Below are 14,135 nucleotides of genomic sequence, written 5' to 3' on the forward strand. Positions count from 1 at the left end.
TGTTCACTGAGTGTATCAGACTCAGCGCATTTCCCATACGTTTCAGCGTGGCGGAGCCGCCTCCCGGCTACGCACCGTCTCGGCAGAGTCGGGTGAAAATGCGTCATTTTCCGGCAGGTTATCCTCATCTTCGAGACGATATTGCTCGTCCTGAGCCGTAGCTTGTTCGACTAAATCAGGATTAATCCCGCGCTTGACCTCCACGCCCAGGCCGCGAAAGGCCTCCGCCTGGGCCAGCAGATTACCACGCCCGGAAGCGAGCTTTTTCATCGCCTGGCGATAGCTCTCTTGCGCCTTATCCAGGCTCTGGCCGATGGCGGACATATCATCCACAAACAGGCGCATTTTGTCGTAAAGGCGCCCCGCCCGCTCGGCAATCTTCTGCGCGTTACGACTCTGGTGCTCATAGCGCCACAGATTGGCGATAGTGCGCAGGGCTACCAGCAGCGTCGTCGGGCTAACCAGCATAATATTATTTTGCAGCGCCTCGCTGATGAGCTCAGGCTGGCGATCGATGGCCAGCAGGAACGCCGGCTCAACGGGAATAAACATCAGCACATAGTCGAGCGAGCGCAGGCCAGGCAGCTGTTGATAATCCTTGCGTCCCAGCAGGCGAATATGGTTTCGCACCGAGGCAAGGTGTTCCTGCAGCGCGACTTCGCGGGTGTAGTCGTCTTCGGCGTTGAAATAGCGCTCATAGGCGACCAGGGTCATTTTGGCGTCGATCACCACGTCCTTACCCTGCGGCAGGCGCACGATAACGTCCGGCTGCATCCGCGAGCGGTTGTCGGTCTCAATACTGACCTGAGTCTGGTACTCATAGCCTTCGCGCAGGCCGGAGGCCTCCAGCACGCGGGTTAAGACCACTTCCCCCCAGTTGCCCTGAGTTTTGTTATCCCCCTTCAGCGCTTTGGTCAGGTTCAGCGCCTCCTGTGCCATCTGCGCGTTCAACTGCTGCAGATTGCGGATCTCATGCGCCAGGGTATGTCTTTCACGCGCCTCCTGGCCAAAGCTCTCCTGCACCTGGCGGCGGAACCCGTCCAGCTGTTCGCGTAGCGGCGTCAGCAGGCCATGCAGGCTCTGGCGGTTTTGCTCATCGACCCGCCGGTTGCTGTGTTCGAAAATACGGTTGGCGAGGTTTTCAAACTGCTCGCTAAGGCGCTGCTCGCTGTTCATCATCTGGCGGATCTTATCTTCCGCATGCAGCTGGGTGGATTCGAGCCGGGTGGTGACCTCACGGAGATCGGCCTCGAGCGAGGTATTGATATCCCGTAGGCTGCGCAGCTCGTTGTTCAGCAGCTCACACTCCTCACGCCAGTGGGCCTCCTGCGCCAGTTGCTGGCGGGCGGCGCTCAGCTCAATATCCAACTCTCGCCGTTCCTCGATGAGATCGGCCCGAATTTGATCGGCACGCGCTTTGGTCGCCAGCCAGCCGACCATTAACCCGGCTGCCAGTGCGATAACCGCGCTGATAATAATGGAGAGATCCACGACGCCCCCTGCGATAACCTGATGACACAAAATAGAATTGTGCTGTACAAACGTCCAGTTTAAAAGGAATTTCCTGCGAGAGGCGACGCAAAAAAGAAAGGCCGGAGGATCCGGCCTGACAGGGAAAGAGTTGAATTACAGCAGACGACGCGCCGCTTCCACGACGATTTTCACCGCGTGGCTTTCGGTTTGCTTCATGGTTTCGGCGTTAGGGATCTCTTGCTGGGTACGGTTCACGATAACCCCAGCCACCATCCCGGCGCGCAGGCCCTGGCTGGCGCACATGGTCAGCAGCGTGGCGGATTCCATTTCATAGTTCATCACGCCCATTGCCTGCCACTCTTCCATTGAGCCCTTGAAGCGGCTCACCACGCGGCCGGAGAAGGTGTCGTAACGCTCCTGGCCCGGGTAGAAGGTATCCGAGGAGGCAGTCACGCCGATATGGGTGGTGGCGCCGATTGATTTCGCCGCTTCCACCAGCGCGGTGGTACAGGCGAAGTCTGCGACGGCCGGGAACTCCATCGGCGCGAAGTGCAGGCTGGCACCGTCCAGACGGACAGAACCGGTCGTCACCAGTACATCGCCAACATTGATATGTGGCTGAATCGCGCCGGTGGTGCCGATACGCAGGAAGGTACGCACCCCCAGCTGCGCCAGCTCTTCCACGGCGATGGAAGTCGACGGGCCGCCGATGCCAGTAGAGCAGACGATCACTGGTTTGCCGTCCAGCTCCGCGCGCCAGGAGGTAAATTCGCGATGAGATGCCAGTTTAACCGGCTTATCCATCAGCGCGGCGATCTTTTCCACACGCTCCGGATCGCCAGGGACGATAGCCAGCGTAGCCCCTTGTAAATCGTTCTTGGTGAGGCCGAGATGAAAAACATCAGACTTGGACATAAAAAACTCCTCTGTGGGTCGAATTATCAGCAGAAGCAAAACGGTACTGTACAGAAGCCCCTGGCAACATTTTGTGATGATAGTCACCAAGACCAATAATGATTGCAGTTGTTTTTCAGTAAATAGTGATACACATCACATTAACAAGTTATATTCATCATCACAGAACAAAAGATAGCCGCTTTCAGGCACTGTGCTTTATTACCGCCCGAACTAAAGGTAAAGGGTCTATAGTTACTGATGCGCTAATAAATAAGGGTACGGAGAATACCATGACCACCACCAAGCAACCTGGATTCGCACCTGCAGCTTCACCACACGCCGCAACCGCCGTTCATACGCCGGAAGAGCATATTATCGCCGGAGAGACGTCGATTCCCTCTCAGGGTGAAAACATGCCGGCCTACCACGCCCGCCCGAAAAATGCCGACGGTCCGCTGCCGATCGTTATCGTGGTACAGGAAATTTTCGGCGTGCATGAACATATTCGCGATCTTTGTCGCCGCCTGGCACAGGAAGGCTATCTGGCTATCGCGCCTGAATTGTACTTCCGTCAGGGCGATCCGAATGAGTACCACGATATCCCGACCCTGTTCAAAGAGCTGGTCAGCAAGGTGCCGGACGCGCAGGTGCTGGCGGATCTCGACCACGTCGCCAGCTGGGCGGCGCGCCACGGCGGCGATGCCCATCGTCTGCTGATCACCGGCTTCTGCTGGGGCGGACGCATTACCTGGCTGTATGCCGCGCATAACCCGCAGCTTAAAGCGGCGGTGGCCTGGTACGGTAAGCTGGTGGGAGAAAAATCACTGAATTCGCCGAAGCACCCGGTAGATATCGCCGTCGATCTCAACGCCCCGGTGCTTGGTCTGTACGGCGCTAAAGACGCCAGCATTCCGCAGGACACCGTCGAGACTATGCGTCAGGCGCTGCGGGCAGCCAACGCCACGGCGGAAATCGTGGTCTATCCCGAAGCCGATCATGCCTTTAATGCCGACTATCGCGCCAGCTATCATGAAGAGTCAGCCAAAGATGGCTGGCAGCGGATGCTCGCCTGGTTTGCTCAGTATGGCGGTAAAAAAGGCTAATCGCCCTAAGCATGAAAAAAGGAGGCAAATGCCTCCTTTTTGATTTTTCGCGTAACGATTAGGCGGACTGGCGCAGATTTCGCGCCGCTTGCACCATATTCGCCAGCGCGGCGCGGGTTTCCGGCCAGCCGCGAGTTTTCAGGCCGCAGTCCGGGTTAACCCACAGTCGCTCCACCGGGATACGCTGCGCGGCTTTCTTCAGCAGCGCTTCGATCCACTCCACGCTCGGCACGTTTGGCGAGTGAATATCATATACTCCCGGCCCGATCTCATTGGGGTACTCGAACGCTTCGAACGACTCCAGCAGCTCCATATCGGACCGCGAGGTTTCAATGGTGATCACGTCAGCGTCCAGCGCGGCAATGGAGTCCATGATGTCATTGAACTCGCAATAGCACATGTGGGTATGGATCTGCGTGTCGTCTTTGGCGACCGCAGCATTAAGGCGGAAGGCTTCCACACCCCACTGCAGATAGGCATCCCAGTCGCTGCGCTTCAGCGGTAACCCTTCGCGCAGCGCCGGCTCATCAATCTGGATGATGCCGATCCCCGCCGCCTCCAGATCCGCCACTTCATCACGCAGGGCCAGCGCAATCTGTTTCGCGATGGTTTCACGGCTGACATCTTCCCGCGGGAAGGACCAGCACAGAATGGTCACCGGTCCAGTGAGCATCCCTTTCACCGGCTTGTCGGTCAGGGACTGCGCGTACTTCGCCCAGTCGACGGTGATCGCCTGCGGACGGCTGACGTCGCCGATCACCACCGGCGGCTTCACGCAGCGGGAACCATAGCTCTGCACCCAGCCGTTTTGCGTGAAGATAAAACCGTCCAGATGTTCGCCGAAGTATTCCACCATGTCGTTCCGCTCGGCCTCCCCGTGCACCAGTACGTCTAAACCTAACCGCTCCTGCTCGACGATCGCCTGCTTAATATGTTCCGCAATCCCCGTCCGATAATGACTGGCGTCAAGGTTACCCTTTTTGAAGTCCAGGCGCAGGCCGCGGATCTCGGTCGTTTGCGGGAATGACCCGATGGTGGTGGTCGGCCATTTCGGCAGGTTAAAGCGCTGGCGCTGTGCCTGCGCGCGAACCTCATAGGGGCTGGCGCGCTGGCTGTCCTGAGCAGTGATCGCCGCCAGCCGTTTTTCCACCTCCGCGTTGTGCACGCGGGTCGAATGGCGACGGGCCTGGATTGGCGCGCTCCACTCGGTAATCGCCGCCGTATCGCCGCTGTTCAGCGCATCGCGCAGCAGCGCCAGCTCACCGCATTTCTGCAGCGCGAAGGCAAACCAGCTCTTCACTTCCGCATCAAGGCGCGTCTCCACGCTCAGATCGATCGGGCTATGCAGCAGAGAGCAGGATGACGCGACCCATAGCTCGCGCTTACCGACGAGGTCTTTAATTTGCGCATACTTTTCGGTGAGATCGGCGCGCCAGACGTTACGCCCATTGATCAAGCCCGCGGACAGCAGCCAGTCGGCCGGCAGGCGGTTGTGCAGTTCGGCAACATCATCTTTGCCGTGCACCAGATCGACGTGCAACCCCTGGACCGGTAGCGCAGCAATGGTCGCGAGATTGTCGCTAACGCCTTCAAAATAGGTAGTCAGCAGCAGCTTCACCTGGCCCTGCAGGGCGTCATAAGCCGGTTGAAAGGCCTCCAGCCACGCTGGCGGCAGCTCCAGCACCAGCGCCGGTTCATCAATCTGCACCCAATCGATGCCGCGCTTCGCCAGTTCGGCCAGCACCTGCTGGTAAACCGGCAGGATGGCATTCAGCAGGGTCAGGCGGTCAAACGGTTCACCTTTCACTTTACCCAGCCACAGATAGGTTACCGGCCCCAGCAGCACGGGCTTGATCTTGTGGCCCAGCGCCAGCGCTTCGTCTACTTCATCCAGCAGTTGGGTCCAGCTCAGTTTGAACTGCTGGCCCTTCACGAACTCCGGCACCATATAGTGATAGTTGGTGTTAAACCATTTGGTCATTTCCGCAGCGGCGGCCGGTTCGCCAGTCGGCGCGCGGCCGCGGCCAATGCGGAACAGGGTATCGATGTCGATGGATCCGTCTTTGTTCTGATGACGAGCCGGCACGTTGCCAAGCAGCAGGCTGGTAGTCAGAACATGGTCGTACCAGGCGAAATCCCCCACCGGCAGCAGATCAACGCCCGCCTGTTTCTGCTGCTTCCAGTGACGGGCGCGCAGCTCACGGCCTACCGCCAGCAGTTCCTCGCGAGTGGCGTTGCCCGCCCAGTAGCTCTCTTGCGCTTTTTTCAGCTCGCGGCGCAGGCCAACGCGAGGAAAACCGAGGGTGTGGTTAATAATTGTCATTTATGTTCCTCTCTTATTTCATTGAATCTGAAGAAAAAATCTCAATAGTTCGGCTTGCAGGAAGGCGGCAACGATGCGCATCCCCAGGAGCTTACTGAAGGAAGTGACTGGGGTAAGCAAGGCAGCCAACGCATCTGCAAGTCGAAATATGACGAGTTTTAGACGTCCAGATGTTTACACATCCATAATTGACAGTTACTGTATATTCCTCAAGCGCAAATTGCTCATGGCGAAGTGAAGGACTTTCATGATCGAAATTAAACATCTGAAAACGCTGCAAGCGTTGCGGAACAGCGGTTCACTGGCGGGTGCGGCAGCGGCCCTGCACCAGACCCAGTCCGCCTTGTCTCACCAGTTCAGCGATCTGGAACAGCGCCTTGGCTTTCGTCTCTTTGTGCGTAAGAGCCAGCCGCTGCGTTTTACTCCTCAGGGGGAAATCCTCTTACAGCTGGCCAACCAGGTGCTGCCGCAGATCGCTCGCGCCCTGCAGGACTGTAACGAACCACAGCAGACCCGGCTGAGGCTGGCTATCGAATGTCACAGCTGTATTCAGTGGCTGACGCCGGCGCTGGAGAATTTCCGCGCCCGCTGGCCACATGTGGAGGTCGACTTCCATTCCGGCGTCACCTTCGACCCACAGCCTGCGCTGCAGCAGGGTGAACTGGATCTGGTGATGACCTCCGATATTCTGCCGCGCAGCGGCCTGCACTACTCGCCGATGTTTGATTTTGAGGTGCGTCTGGTGCTGGCGCCCGAGCATCCGTTAGCTATGAAGACGCTGGTTACCCCGGAGGATCTGGCCGCGGAAACGCTGTTGATTTATCCCGTGCAGCGCGGGCGCCTCGATATCTGGCGCCACTTCCTGCAGCCGGCCGGCATCAGCCCGCAGCTGAAAAGCGTCGATAACACGCTGTTGTTGATCCAGATGGTGGCTGCCCGGATGGGCATCGCCGCGCTGCCGCACTGGGTGGTGGAAAGCTTTGAACGCCAGGGCCTGGTGGTCACCAAAACCCTGGGTGAGGGATTATGGAGCCGGTTGTACGCGGCCGTTCGCGATGGCGAACAGCGTCAACCGGTCACCGAAGCGTTTATTCGCTCTGCGCGGAACCACGCCTGCGATCATCTGCCGTTTGTCCGGAGTGCGGAGCGACCCAGCGGCGATGGACCCACAGCGAGGCCAGGATCACCAACGCTCCGCTAATAAAGCTCGGCCAGTGCGGCTGCTCCTGCCAGATGGCAAGGTTAACCAGCAGCCCGGCGGGGACATGGACGTTATTCATGATCCCCAGCGTGCCGGCATCCACCTGGGTGGCGCCATAGTTCCACATAAAGTAACCCAGCCCGGAAGCCACCACGCCGAGCCACACCAGCACGCTCCACTGCAGCGTGGTGGTCGGCAGCTTCTGGGCGTTGCCGAGCATAAACCACGCCGCCACCGCCACGATAAAGGCCCCGACATAGAACCAGGCAAAGGCATTGTGCTGCGGCATCGGACGCACCTCCATCAGACGCTTATACCCCACCATACCGATGGCGAAGCAGAGGTTTGACAGCTGTACCAGTAACAGCCCGGTCCAGAAATGATCGCTGACTTTGTCATAGCGGATAATCGCCGCCCCCAGCACCGCCAGCGCGGCACTCAGCAGATAGCCCCAGCGCAGCTTACGTCCGCTGAGCAGGTCGTAGATCAGCGTGATATACAGGGGAGTAAACACGGTAAACAGCAGAAATTCCGAGACCGTCAGATAGAGATAGGCGCGGAAAGCCAGCAGGTACATGATGCCTAGCTGCATCGCGCCCACCAGCATATAGAGCACGATCGTGCGCGGCGACTGGCCGCGCGTGCGCAGGAAAGGCAGGAACACCAGCGCCGCCAGGCCCACGCGCATCAGTACCGAAAAATAGCTGTCGACGCTACCGGCCAGGTATTCGCCAATCAGGCTAAAAGAAAAGGCCCACAGGATAGTGGTGATAATTAACAGCGCCACAATGGTCGTCTCGTTGGATAAAGAACAGGCATTGTAGCGAAGAGTCAGGTTGACGACTGGACACTTATTCGCCAGCCGTCAATCTTTTTCAGTCGAGGTATAGCTTACGCAGGTAGTGCGGGACAGCATCGTCGGCGTTACTGCCGATCACTTCCAGTTCCGGATGCAGATCCTTCAGCCGCTGGTGGGCGTTGGCCATGATGCAGCCTTTGCCAGCCATCGACAGCATCTCAGCGTCGTTCATACCGTCGCCGAAGGCGATGCAATCGGAAAGAGTGTAGCCGAGCATCTTCGCCACCGCCTCCAGCGCATGCCCCTTCGATACCCCACCCGCCATGACTTCCAGGCAGGTTAAGGTGGAGAAGCTGACGTTCACCCGATCGCCCCAGCGGGCGTTCATCGCCTGCTCCAGCGGCAGCAGATGCTCATGATCCTCGCAGGTAAAGAATACTTTGCTGATCCCCTGCGGATCCAGTTCGCCCGGCTCATACAGCTTGTAGTTAAACACCGCCTCCTTGAAGAAGCGCATCTCTTCCGGACGATGGCGGTTCATATACCACTCGTCTTCCCGATAAACGTTAGTGACGATTTTCGGGTCGTTACGCACGATCTCAAACAGGTCGGCGGCAATATCGCGATCGAGGTTATGGGCAAAGATTTGCTGACCATCGCTATCGTGAACGCGGGCGCCGTTAGAGGTGATCATGTACGACCGGATGCCAAGATTATCGCGGATTTGCCCGACGTCGATGTAGTGACGGCCGGTGGCGAAGACGAAATTGATCCCACGGGCGGTGAGCAGCTTCAGCGTCTCTTTGGCATACGGGGTCAGGAAATGATCGGGGGAAAGCAGCGTGCCGTCTAAATCAGACGCAACAACCTGGTACATAAAAAAGTTAACCTCTAAGCAGGGCGACGAGCGTTATCGTCGGATTAAGTATGTCGATTGAAAAACTCGACGATGGCATTGAGCGCGACTGAGCGCATAGCGTCCTTTTCAAAAAGGATCTCATGATATGCCCCTTCAATGACGAGCGGCTTACCGCCCTCACAGGGATGGCCGGCAGCGGCCCGTAATTCGCAATAGCGGTCGTGCATCAGATTATCGACCACCCGCTCCTCCTCCGCCTGTAAAAGCAGCGTCGGGGCGGTATCTTTTTCCACATTCGCCAGCACTTCGTCGCCGGCCAGCATGCCCTCACGCACCCAGTGCCAGGTCGGACCGCCGACCTGCAGCCGCGGCTCATCGGCATAGAAGCGCAGGTTGCGACGATAGCGTTGCCGACTGTGCGTCAGCACGTTAACGGCAAAAGGCAGCGCCCGCCAGCGCCCGGTGCCGATAGCATACTCTTCGCGAATGCGCTGATGGCCCTCAGCCCAGTCGAGAATATGGCGCACCATCCAGTCCGGCAGCCGAATGATAATCCCGAACATCGGCGCGCAGAGCGCTATTGCATCGCAATGCGCCCGGTAACGTTGCAGAAAAAGCGTGGCAATCGCTCCGCCCATAGAATGGGCAAGGATAAACCGTTTTCGCCAGTGTCCAGGAACCACCTGCTGCTGCCAGAGCGCGGCCAGGTCATCAACATAGTCGCTGAAGTTAACCACGTGTCCGCGGTGGGTATCTGAGAGCAGGCGGCCCGAGCGTCCCTGCCCGCGATGGTCAATGATCATCACGTCAAAGCCGCAGTGAAAGAGATCGTAGGCCACTTCAGCATACTTCACGTAGCTTTCAATGCGCCCGGGGCAAATCAACACCAGACGATCGTTATGTTGCGCGCAAAAGCGGACAAAGCGTACCGGTACATCGTCGACGCCTTTAAATTCAGCTTCTTCGCGCTGTCGCCAGAAATCCGTCAGCGGCCCCATGCTAAAGGCCGCAAACGCGTTTTCTCGTGTTTCCCAGTCCTTTTTCTGCCCAAACATCGGGTTTACACCCCTGTTAACCGCTGAAAATCGTTTTTTTACCGTGTATCACACAATGCTGACACAATAGCGTATTGTGGCATAAAAACAGACAATCAGGGAGTTTCTCATGACCATTGAGTGGTGGTTCGCCTATCTGCTGACATCAATTATTCTCAGCCTGTCGCCGGGTTCCGGAGCGATTAATACCATGACCACCTCCATTAACCACGGATACCGCGGCGCGGCGGCGTCGATTGCCGGTTTGCAGACCGGGCTGGCCATTCATATCGTGCTGGTTGGCGTTGGTCTCGGCACTCTCTTCTCCCGCTCGGTGCTGGCCTTTGAGGTGCTAAAATGGGCCGGCGCCGCCTACCTGATCTGGCTGGGTATCCAGCAATGGCGGGCGGCAGGGGCGATCGACCTGAATACGCTGGCGAAGGCGCAGACGCGCGGCAAACTGTTCCAGCGCGCGGTGTTCGTAAATCTCACCAATCCCAAAAGCATTGTTTTTCTGGCCGCCCTGTTTCCGCAGTTTATCCTGCCGCACCAGCCGCAGGTGATGCAATATCTCGTTCTGGGCGTCACCACCATCGTCGTCGATATCATTGTGATGATTGGCTATGCGACCCTGGCGCAGCGCATTTCCGCATGGATCAAAGGGCCAAAGCAGATGAAGGCGTTGAACAAAGTCTTTGGTTCACTGTTTATGCTGGTCGGGGCGCTGCTCGCCTCCGCCCGCCATGCCTGAATCATGGAATCTCGCTCGCAAAGAGAGGTTCGCGAGGTGAACGACGCTTTCTCTCTGCGCGAGCCGGCGCGCAAAGTGGGTAATTAATTTTTTTGCCCGCTGTCGGCGCTGAACCCGCCGTGCCAGGATGCCGCCAGATACGTGATTCATGGATGAACGGCAATGGCGGAAACGGCGACCCCTCATGATGCGGTATTTAAAACTTTTCTCTCACGGGTAGAGACGGCGCGCGATTTTATCGAGCTCCACCTGCCTCCGTCGTTAACACAGATCTGCAAACTGGACACCCTGCGTCTGGAATCCGGCAGCTTTCTTGAAGACGATCTCAGGCCTTACTACAGCGATATCCTATATTCGCTGGAAACCACCCGCGGTGCGGGCTATGTCCATGTTCTGATCGAGCACCAGAGCGCACCCGATAAGCTGATGGCCTTTCGCTTAATGCGCTATGCCGTCGCCGCCATGCAGCGGCACCTGGAGAGCGGCCATAAAACGCTGCCTCTGGTTATCCCTATTCTCTTCTATCAGGGACGACGCAGCCCCTATCCCTGGTCGATGCGCTGGCTGGATAATTTTGCCGATCCTGAGACCGCCAGCCAGCTCTATAGCGGGGCGTTTCCGCTGGTCGATATCACGGTGATCCCCGACGACGACATCATGCAGCACCGCAGCATGGCAGCCCTGACGCTGGTGCAAAAGCACATCCGCCAGCGCGATATGGCGCAATTGCTGGATAAGTTGACCCACCTCTTAATGCTGGAGCAGATGAGCGGACAACAAATCACCGTATTGGTAAACTATATGGCTCAGGCAGGGGATGCCGAAGATACTCGGACACTCTTGTACGGGCTGGCACAGCGCGTGCCGCAGCATGGAGGATTACTGATGACGCTGGCGGAAACATGGCTTGCAGAAGGTATGGAGAAAGGCATCAGGGAAGGCGTACAGCAAGGCATAAAAGAAGGGAAACACCAGGCTCTGGTGCAGGTTGCCGAAGCGATGCGCAGTCGCGGTATTGATGACCAGGCGATTATGGAAATGACCGGTCTGTCTGAAGACGAGCTGCAGCGGCTTCGCCACTGATACTTTCCCACCCGGAAACAACCGGGTAGGAAACAGCATGCCGGTTAACGCGAGATAATCAGGTGGATGCCGAAGCCCGCAAACAGCGTACCGGCGATACCGTCGATCCACTTCGCCATCCGCTGATAGCCGCGGCGCATCCCCGGCAGGGCGAACAGGCTGGCAACCACCATAAACCAGGCCAGCGTCTCAACGATAATCAGCAGGAAAATGCCCCAGCGCGCGCCGGCGCCGACGCTGTCACCCACGAACAGCGAAAACACCGAGCCGAAGTAGATAATCGCTTTCGGATTCGCCAGATTGGTCAGCAATCCCTTCACGAAGCTGCGTCCGCTGCGGGCCAGCTCCACCTGCGGCTCCGCCGAGGCCACCGTCTCTTTTTTCAGCGCGCCACGCAGCATCTGGTAGCCCATCCAGCATAGATACAGGCCCCCGCCGACCATTATAATGTTATGCAGCCACGCCATCCGGGCGAGGATCAGGTTCAGGCCGAGCAGCGCCACTCCCGCCCAGACCATGACGCCGCAGGTGATCCCCAGCACACCCATCATCGCCTCTCTGCGCGAGCGGCTGATGGCCGTTTGTGAGACAAAGAAAAAGTCCGGCCCCGGGCTCATCAGCGCAATGATATGCACCAGCGCCACGGTGAGGAAAAGCATCAGCATAGTTAACTCGCAGGAAAATAATGAAGAGAGAAACTATTCTGGCACTTTTTCAGCCAGCTGACTACTCATCGTCGCCATCAACATGCGCCCGGATCAGCGCCATAAACGGCTTCCCGAAACGCTCGAGCTTGCGTGTCCCCACGCCGTTGACGCTGAGCATCTCGCCGGCGGTCAGCGGCGATTGTTCGGCCATCTCGATAAGCGTCGCGTCATTGAAGACCACATATGGCGGGATGTTCTCTTCGTCGGCGATCGCTTTACGTAATTTGCGCAGCTTGGCGAACAGTTTACGGTCGTAATTGCCGCCAAAGGATTTCTGCATCGCCTTTGGCTTCAGCGCCACGATACGCGGCACGGCGAGCTGCAGCGGCACTTCGCCACGCAGCACCGGTCGCGCGGCTTCGGTCAGCTGCAGCGCGGAGTGCTGGGCGATATTCTGCGTCACCAGCCCAAGGTGAATCAGCTGGCGGATCACGCTCACCCAGTGCTCGTGACTTTGCTCCCGGCCGATACCGTAAACCGGCAGCTTATCGTGGCCCATCTCTCGGATGCGCTGGTTGTTGGCCCCGCGCAGGACCTCCACCACGTAACCCATCCCGAAACGTTGATTGACCCGGTAAATCGTTGAAAGCGCCTTGCGCGCATCCATTAAGCCATCGTACTGCTTTGGCGGGTCAAGACAGATATCGCAGTTGCCGCACGGCTCCTGACGCCCTTCGCCAAAATAGTTCAGCAGCACCAGACGGCGACAGGTCTGCGCTTCGGCAAACGCCCCCATCGCATTCAGCTTATGCCGTTCGATATCCTGTAGCGGCCCGGCGGGTTTTTCTTCCAGACAGCGGCGCAGCCACGCCATATCCGCCGGATCGTAAAACAGCATCGCTTCCGCCGGCAGGCCATCACGCCCGGCGCGGCCGGTCTCCTGATAGTAGGATTCTATATTGCGCGGAATATCAAAATGCACCACAAAGCGGACGTTCGGCTTGTTAATGCCCATCCCGAAGGCCACCGTCGCCACCACGATCTGCAGATCGTCGCGCTGGAATTTCTCCTGCACCTCGGCGCGCACGTCGTTTTCCAGACCGGCATGGTAAGCCGCCGCGCTAATACCGCGGCTTTGCAGCCTGGCGGCGGTGTCTTCCACTTTCGAACGGCTGTTGCAGTAGATAATGCCCGATTTGCCGCGCTGATCCTGAACGTAGCGCATCAGCTGATCGAGCGGCTTGAATTTCTCCATCAGCATATAGCGGATGTTTGGACGGTCGAAGCTGCTGACCTGAATCAGCGGATCGTTAAGCCCCAGCAGGCGGACGATATCGCGGCGGGTGGTATCATCGGCGGTGGCGGTCAACGCCATAAACGGGATCTGCGGCATCCGCTGACGCAGCTGGCCCAGCGCGGCATATTCCGGACGGAAGTCATGGCCCCATTGCGAGATACAGTGCGCCTCGTCTACCGCCAGCATCGCCAGGTTCCAGTTCGCCAGATGCTCAAGAAAGTTATCCAGCATCAGCCGTTCCGGCGCGATATACAGCAGACGAACCTGCCCGCTGCGGCAGCCGGCCATCACCTCCTGCTGCTGCTCACGGCTTTGCGTCGAGTTCAGACAAGCCGCCGCCACGCCGTTGGCCAGCAGCTGATCGACCTGGTCCTTCATCAGCGAGATCAGCGGTGAGACCACGACCGTCAGACCGCCCATGACCAGCGCCGGCACCTGATAGCACAGCGACTTGCCGCCACCGGTCGGCATGACCACCAGGCAGTCCCGGCCTTCGAGCGCCGTCTCGATAATCGTTTCCTGGCCAGGACGGAACTGCTGGTAGCCGAAGGTCTCTTGTAAAACCTGCTTAGCCAGCGATTCCTGATTTAATACTTCCGCCTGTGCCACGTTGACCCCATTTGCCTGAAAAGAAAACAGGCGCTATTTTCAGCGCCTGCGAGCCAGAG

At 58.1% G+C, this 14,135-nt stretch carries 12 protein-coding genes; 4 read left to right on the forward strand and 8 right to left on the reverse strand.

Annotation, left to right across the window (positions count from 1 at the left end; all coding sequences use genetic code 11):
* Window positions 1-42: 42 nt before the first annotated feature.
* Window positions 43-1,491, reverse strand: a complete 1,449-nt coding sequence (gene rmuC / locus OHJ17_RS24380) for a DNA recombination protein RmuC (protein ID WP_002883420.1) — start codon at window positions 1,489-1,491, stop codon at window positions 43-45.
* Between the two features lie 135 nt (window positions 1,492-1,626).
* The gene (gene udp / locus OHJ17_RS24385; protein WP_004181652.1) at window positions 1,627-2,388 is read right to left on the reverse strand and encodes a uridine phosphorylase; all 762 of its coding nucleotides are present in this window, start codon (window positions 2,386-2,388) and stop codon (window positions 1,627-1,629) included.
* Window positions 2,389-2,660: 272 nt separating this feature from the next.
* On the opposite strand from udp, the gene OHJ17_RS24390 reads away from it, so the two are divergent.
* Window positions 2,661-3,473, forward strand: a complete 813-nt coding sequence (locus tag OHJ17_RS24390; RefSeq protein WP_002883417.1) for a dienelactone hydrolase family protein — start codon at window positions 2,661-2,663, stop codon at window positions 3,471-3,473.
* Window positions 3,474-3,531: 58 nt separating this feature from the next.
* On the opposite strand, the gene metE is transcribed toward OHJ17_RS24390, so the two are convergent.
* Window positions 3,532-5,796: a 5-methyltetrahydropteroyltriglutamate--homocysteine S-methyltransferase gene (gene metE / locus OHJ17_RS24395; protein WP_004895068.1), complete on the reverse strand. Its 2,265-nt coding sequence runs from the start codon at window positions 5,794-5,796 to the stop codon at window positions 3,532-3,534.
* A gap of 247 nt (window positions 5,797-6,043) precedes the next feature.
* Here metE and metR point away from each other — a divergent pair, with 247 nt between their 5' ends.
* Window positions 6,044-6,997, forward strand: coding sequence for an HTH-type transcriptional regulator MetR (metR, locus tag OHJ17_RS24400; RefSeq protein ID WP_002883415.1), 954 nt, complete (start codon window positions 6,044-6,046; stop codon window positions 6,995-6,997).
* Here the strand turns inward: metR and OHJ17_RS24405 are convergent.
* From OHJ17_RS24405 to pldB, 3 genes are all read right to left on the reverse strand, one after another.
* A complete protein-coding gene (locus OHJ17_RS24405; protein ID WP_002883414.1) occupies window positions 6,885-7,784 on the reverse strand; it encodes a carboxylate/amino acid/amine transporter in 900 nt (299 codons plus the stop codon). The genes metR and OHJ17_RS24405 overlap by 113 nt on opposite strands.
* Before the next feature lie 88 nt (window positions 7,785-7,872).
* Window positions 7,873-8,673, reverse strand: a complete 801-nt coding sequence (gene yigL / locus OHJ17_RS24410; RefSeq protein WP_004146466.1) for a sugar/pyridoxal phosphate phosphatase YigL — start codon at window positions 8,671-8,673, stop codon at window positions 7,873-7,875.
* A 44-nt stretch (window positions 8,674-8,717) separates the two neighbouring features.
* Window positions 8,718-9,710: a lysophospholipase L2 gene (pldB, locus tag OHJ17_RS24415; protein ID WP_002883412.1), complete on the reverse strand. Its 993-nt coding sequence runs from the start codon at window positions 9,708-9,710 to the stop codon at window positions 8,718-8,720.
* Between the two features lie 109 nt (window positions 9,711-9,819).
* Here pldB and rhtB point away from each other — a divergent pair, with 109 nt between their 5' ends.
* Together rhtB and OHJ17_RS24425 are read left to right on the forward strand one after the other, a co-directional pair.
* Complete coding sequence (gene rhtB, locus OHJ17_RS24420; RefSeq protein WP_002883411.1) at window positions 9,820-10,440, forward strand: homoserine/homoserine lactone efflux protein; 621 nt, start codon at window positions 9,820-9,822, stop codon at window positions 10,438-10,440.
* Between the two features lie 162 nt (window positions 10,441-10,602).
* Window positions 10,603-11,523, forward strand: coding sequence for an Rpn family recombination-promoting nuclease/putative transposase (locus tag OHJ17_RS24425; protein ID WP_032433742.1), 921 nt, complete (start codon window positions 10,603-10,605; stop codon window positions 11,521-11,523).
* A 44-nt stretch (window positions 11,524-11,567) separates the two neighbouring features.
* Here OHJ17_RS24425 and rhtC read toward each other — a convergent pair whose 3' ends face one another.
* Both rhtC and recQ read right to left on the reverse strand, forming a co-directional pair.
* Window positions 11,568-12,188 carry a threonine export protein RhtC gene (rhtC, locus tag OHJ17_RS24430; protein WP_004177928.1) on the reverse strand — a complete coding sequence of 207 codons (621 nt, stop codon included), beginning with the start codon at window positions 12,186-12,188 and terminating at the stop codon, window positions 11,568-11,570.
* A 61-nt stretch (window positions 12,189-12,249) separates the two neighbouring features.
* Window positions 12,250-14,076 carry an ATP-dependent DNA helicase RecQ gene (recQ, locus tag OHJ17_RS24435; protein ID WP_004152055.1) on the reverse strand — a complete coding sequence of 609 codons (1,827 nt, stop codon included), beginning with the start codon at window positions 14,074-14,076 and terminating at the stop codon, window positions 12,250-12,252.
* Window positions 14,077-14,135 lie beyond the last annotated feature (59 nt).

This window comes from Klebsiella sp. KP20-425-1 (assembly GCF_025813515.1).
Lineage (GTDB): Bacteria > Pseudomonadota > Gammaproteobacteria > Enterobacterales > Enterobacteriaceae > Klebsiella > Klebsiella pneumoniae.